Annotated in this window: 2 protein-coding genes; both read right to left on the reverse strand. The window is 56.2% G+C overall.

Translation table 11 applies throughout. From position 1 onward, the window contains the following. Nucleotides 1-2187 (reverse strand): DNA-directed RNA polymerase subunit beta' (rpoC, locus tag ACXJ5O_RS15930; RefSeq protein ID WP_457300737.1); only part of this gene is annotated, 2187 nt, incomplete at its 3' end. Between the two features lie 141 nt (nt 2188-2328). Beyond that, nucleotides 2329-6289, reverse strand: a 3961-nt coding sequence (gene rpoB, locus ACXJ5O_RS15935; RefSeq protein WP_457300738.1) for a DNA-directed RNA polymerase subunit beta, incomplete at its 5' end; no start/stop codon positions are given.

The raw sequence follows: 6289 nt of genomic DNA on the forward strand, positions 1-6289 counted from the left end.
ACCACGAGCACCCGAGTGCGACATCATATAGATCGAGTTCATCTGCTTCTGGCGGCCAGTAACAGGATCGAACTCGACGGCCTTGATGCGCGCCATCATTTCGTCGGCGACCTTCTCGGTGCACTTGCCCCAAGCGTCGACGACCTTGTTGTACTTCTCGCCCTGAGTGATCAGGCCGTCATTGTACTGCTGTTCGTATTCCGTTGCCAAAGCTTCGGTTTCAGCAACCAGCTTCGCCTTGGTTTCCGGAATGACCATGTCGTCCTTGCCGAACGAGATACCGGCACGGCAAGCATGACCAAAGCCAAGCTGCATGATGCGATCGCAGAAGATGACCGTCTCTTTCTGTCCACAATGGCGATAGACCGTGTCGATCATCTTGGAGATGTTCTTCTTGGTCATTTCCTGATTGCAGATGTCGAAAGGCACGTTGTGGTGCTTCGGCAGAAGCTCACCGATGATCATGCGGCCAGGTGTGGTCTCATAGATCTTCGATGTCGGCTTGCCGTCTGCATCGATGCTCTTGAAGCGGCCCTTGATCTTTGTATGCAGGGTCACTGCACCGCTGCCGATAGCATGGTGAAGTTCACCCATATCGGCAAAGGCCATGCCCTCGCCCGGCTCCTTTGCCGCAACGATCGACAGATAGTACAGGCCGAGAACCATGTCCTGTGACGGAACGATAACCGGCAGACCGTTTGCAGGGTGCAGGATGTTGTTCGTCGACATCATCAGAACGCGGGCTTCAAGCTGCGCTTCCAGAGAAAGCGGAACGTGGACAGCCATCTGGTCGCCGTCGAAATCCGCATTGAAAGCGGTACAGACGAGCGGGTGCAGCTGGATTGCCTTGCCTTCGATCAGGATCGGTTCGAACGCCTGGATGCCAAGACGATGCAGCGTCGGAGCACGGTTCAGGAGAACCGGATGCTCGCGGATGACTTCGTCGAGAATATCCCAGACTTCCGGCTTTTCTTTTTCGACCAGCTTCTTCGCCTGCTTGACGGTCGAGGAATAACCCTTTGCGTCGAGACGGGCATAGATGAACGGCTTGAAAAGCTCGAGCGCCATCTTCTTTGGCAGACCGCACTGATGCAGCTTCAACTCAGGACCGGTCACGATAACCGAACGGCCGGAATAGTCGACGCGCTTGCCGAGAAGGTTCTGACGGAAGCGGCCCTGCTTGCCCTTGAGCATGTCGGACAGCGACTTCAGCGGGCGCTTGTTGGCACCGGTGATGACGCGGCCACGACGGCCGTTGTCAAACAACGCATCAACCGATTCCTGAAGCATGCGCTTCTCGTTACGGATGATGATGCCAGGAGCGCGCAATTCGATCAAGCGCTTCAGACGGTTGTTACGGTTGATAACGCGGCGATAAAGGTCGTTGAGGTCGGACGTCGCAAAACGTCCGCCATCCAGCGGAACCAGCGGGCGCAGGTCCGGCGGGATCACCGGAACGATCTTCATGATCATCCATTCCGGACGGTTACCCGATTCCAGGAAGTTCTCGACGATCTTCAGACGCTTCATGAGCTTCTTCTGCTTCAGGTCGGAAGTCGTTGTTGCGAGTTCCTCACGCAGATCTCCGGCGATCTTTTCCAGATCCATCGAAGCCAGAAGTTCATGAATAGCCTCGGCACCGATCAGTGCGGTGAAGGAATCCTCACCATACTCATCGACCGCGATCATGTATTCTTCTTCCGAAAGAAGCTGATGCTCCTTCAGGGCAGTCAGACCCGGCTCGGTCACGATATAGTTCTCGAAATAGAGAACGCGCTCGATGCCCTTCAAGGTCATGTCGAGCAATGTGCCGATACGGCTAGGCAGAGACTTCAGGAACCAGATGTGCGCAACCGGGGCTGCGAGTTCGATATGGCCCATACGCTCACGGCGAACGCGTGACAGCGTGACTTCCACACCGCACTTTTCGCAGATGATGCCCTTGTATTTCATGCGCTTGTACTTGCCGCACAAGCATTCATAGTCCTTGATCGGCCCGAAGATCCGAGCACAGAAAAGACCATCCCGCTCAGGCTTGAAAGTGCGGTAGTTGATCGTCTCCGGCTTCTTGATCTCACCGTATGACCAGGACAGAATCTTCTCAGGGCTGGCGATCGATATCCGGATGGAATCGAATGCCTGCACAGGCACCTGAGGATTGAAAAGATTCATGACCTCTTGGTTCATGCCGTTTCTCCATGGGGCAAAGAGTGCCCTCTACTTGCGATGGATATCCGCCGCCGCGGGTCCATCTAGATCAAATGCCGCTTCCTCAGCGGCCCGAAAAACTGGTCGGGTGCGCGAGCATTGCCGCGCACCCTTCCCTTTTTACTCTGCAGCGTCAGGCAATGCCTGCTGTTGCTGTTCTTGGGCACGAGTATCGTCCAGCTCGACATTGAGACCGAGCGAGCGCATTTCCTTGACGAGAACGTTGAAGCTCTCCGGAATACCGGCTTCGAAAGTATCGTCGCCACGGACGATTGCTTCGTAAACCTTCGTGCGACCGGCGACGTCGTCGGACTTGACCGTAAGCATTTCCTGCAGCGTGTAAGCTGCACCGTATGCTTCCAGGGCCCAGACCTCCATTTCACCGAAACGCTGACCGCCGAACTGAGCTTTACCACCCAGAGGCTGCTGCGTAACGAGCGAGTAAGGTCCGATCGAACGAGCGTGGATCTTGTCGTCGACCAGATGGTGCAGCTTCAGCATGTAGATGTAGCCGACGGTCACCTGACGATCGAAAGTCTCACCCGTACGTCCGTCATAAAGCGTCGACTGACCCGAAGAATGCAGGCCCGCCTGTTCCAGCATCACATTGATGTCCGGTTCATGCGCACCGTCAAACACCGGCGTTGCAATCGAGACGCCACGCTTCATCTGTTCGCCAAGACGAATGATGCTCTCATCGTCATAATTGCGAACCGGCTCGTTGCGGTCATTGTCCGGAATGATCGATTCAATCGTCATTCTCAGCGGAGCAATATCGCCCTGTTCGCCCTGTGCGTGCTGTGCCTTGTAGGCCTCGATCAGTTCCCCGATCTTCTTGCCCATTCCGGCGCAAGCCCAGCCCAGATGCGTTTCGAGAATCTGCCCGACATTCATGCGGCTTGGCACGCCAAGCGGGTTGAGCACGATGTCGACATGCGTTCCGTCTTCAAGGAACGGCATATCCTCAACAGCGGCGATACGCGAAACAACGCCCTTGTTGCCATGACGGCCAGCCATCTTGTCGCCTGGCTGGATCTTGCGCTTCACAGCGACAAAGACCTTGACCATCTTCATGACGCCTGGAGGCATCTCGTCGCCGCGCTGGACCTTTTCGACCTTGTCCATGAAACGCTGCTCGAGCAATTTCTTGGAGTCATCGTACTGGTTGCGCAGAGCTTCGATTTCGCCCTGGATCTTCTCGTCCTCGACAGCAAACTGCCACCACTGGGAACGCGGGTATTCGCCCATGACGTCCTGTGTAACGACAGTGCCCTTCTTGAACGCCTTCGGTCCGGCAACAGCAGACTTGCCATCGAGAACGTCGGCCAGACGGCCATAGACGTTGCGGTCAAGGATCGCCTGTTCGTCGTCGCGGTCCTTGGCCAAACGCTCGATTTCCTCGCGTTCGATCGCCATGGCGCGTTCGTCCTTCTCAACGCCGTGGCGATTGAAAACGCGAACTTCCACAACTGTACCATAGGTCCCGGGTGGCATGCGCATCGAGGTGTCCCGTACGTCCGAAGCCTTCTCACCGAAGATGGCGCGCAGAAGCTTCTCTTCCGGGGTCATCGGGCTTTCGCCCTTCGGTGTGATCTTGCCGACAAGGATATCGCCCGGCTGAACTTCCGCGCCGATATAGACAATGCCAGCTTCGTCCAAGTTCTTCAGCGCTTCTTCCGAAACGTTCGGAATGTCGCGCGTGATTTCTTCCGGTCCGAGCTTCGTGTCGCGGGCCATGACTTCGAACTCCTCGATATGGATCGAGGTGAAGACATCATCCGAAACGATCTTTTCAGAAAGAAGGATGGAATCTTCGTAGTTGTAGCCATTCCACGGCATGAACGCGACGAGCACGTTGCGGCCGAGCGCCAGATCGCCCAGATCCGTCGAAGGACCATCAGCGATGATGTCACCCTTTTCGATCCGGTCGCCAACACGAACCAGCGGACGCTGATTGATGCAGGTGTTCTGGTTCGAACGCTGGAACTTCATCAGGCGATAGATATCGACGCCCGACTTGCCCGGCACGAGGTCTTCCGTAGCACGGATAACGATACGGGTCGCATCGACCTGATCGACAATACCAGTACGGCGTGCACCGATGGCGGCGCCGGAGTCGCGAGCGACGACCGGCTCCATGCCCGTTCCAACGAACGGCGCTTCGGCACGAACCAGAGGCACGGCCTGACGCTGCATGTTCGAGCCCATGAGAGCGCGGTTGGCGTCATCGTTTTCAAGGAACGGAATGAGTGCCGCTGCAACCGAAACAAGCTGCTTTGGCGAAACGTCCATCAGATCCACGTTTTCACGCGGCGCCATCAGAACTTCACCCGCATGACGGCAGACAACGAATTCATCCGTGAATGCACCGGAAGCGTCCAGTTCCACATTGGCCTGTGCCACGTGATACTTGGCTTCTTCCATCGCCGACAGATAAACGACGTCGTCCGTGACCTTGCCGTCGATGATCTTGCGGTACGGGCTTTCAATAAAGCCGTACTTGTTGACCCGGGCAAAGGTTGCGAGCGAGTTGATCAGACCGATATTCGGGCCTTCCGGCGTTTCAATCGGGCAGATACGGCCGTAATGCGTCGGATGAACGTCGCGGACTTCGAAGCCGGCGCGCTCGCGGGTCAAACCGCCAGGTCCCAATGCCGAAAGACGACGCTTGTGCGTGATCTCGGACAGCGGGTTGGTCTGATCCATGAACTGCGACAACTGCGAGGAACCGAAGAACTCACGAACGGCAGCAGCTGCCGGCTTCGCGTTGATCAGGTCCTGCGGCATCACCGTATCGATTTCGATGGACGACATACGCTCCTTGATGGCGCGCTCCATGCGGAGCAGACCAACACGGTACTGGTTTTCCATCAATTCGCCGACCGAACGCACACGGCGGTTGCCGAGATTGTCGATGTCGTCGATTTCGCCGCGGCCATCGCGCAGATCAACCAGCATCTTGACCACAGCCAGGATGTCTTCCTTGCGCAGGATGCGAACAGTGTCTTCCGCATCGAGATCGAGACGCATGTTCATCTTGACGCGGCCAACAGCCGAAAGATCGTAACGCTCACTGTCGAAGAACAACGACTTGAACATTGCTTCGGCGGAGTCGATCGTTGGCGGTTCACCCGGACGCATGACACGGTAGATGTCGAACAGTGCGTCCTGGCGGTTCTCGTTCTTGTCAACGGCAAGGGTGTTGCGGATATACGGTCCGATATTGACGTGATCGATATCGAGAATGTTGATCTCGGAAACGCCCGTGTCGAGCAGAACCTTGAGTGTCTTCTCGTCGAGTTCATCACCGGCTTCGAGATAAACTTCACCCGTCTCCATATTGACGATATCTTCGGCGAGATAAGTGCCGAGCAGATCGTCTTCTGTCGCCTTGATGAACTTCAAGCCCTTTTCAGCAAGCTGCTTGGCACTGCGTGCCGTCAGCTTCTTGCCCGTTTCGAGAACAACCTCGCCCGTATCGGCATCCACGACGTCCGTAGTAGCCTTGAACCCGCGGAAGCGATCCACGGAGAACGGAATACGCCAGGTGTCGCCATCGCGGTTGAACGTGAGCGTGTTATAGAAAGTCGACAGGATTTCTTCCGAATCCATGCCAAGCGCCATCAATAGCGACGTCGCAGGGATCTTGCGGCGGCGGTCGATACGCGCATAGACGACGTCCTTGGCATCGAATTCGATGTCGAGCCAGGAACCGCGATAGGGGATGACGCGCGCAGCAAACAGCAGCTTGCCGGACGAATGCGTCTTGCCCTTGTCGTGATCGAAGAAAACGCCCGGCGAACGATGCATCTGCGATACGATCACGCGCTCGGTGCCGTTTACAATGAACGTGCCGTTATCGGTCATGAGCGGCATATCGCCCATGTAAACGTCTTGTTCCTTGATGTCCTTGATCGACTTCGCGCCTGTATCCTCATCAATATCGAACACGATGAGGCGCAGCGTCACCTTGAGCGGCGCAGCATATGTCAAATCGCGCTGACGGCATTCGTCAACGTCGAATTTTGGAGCTTCGAACTCGTACTTGACGAATTCGAGCATGGAAGCACCCGAGAAATCC

The sequence above is a fragment of the Phyllobacterium sp. P5_D12 genome (genome assembly GCF_054049495.1).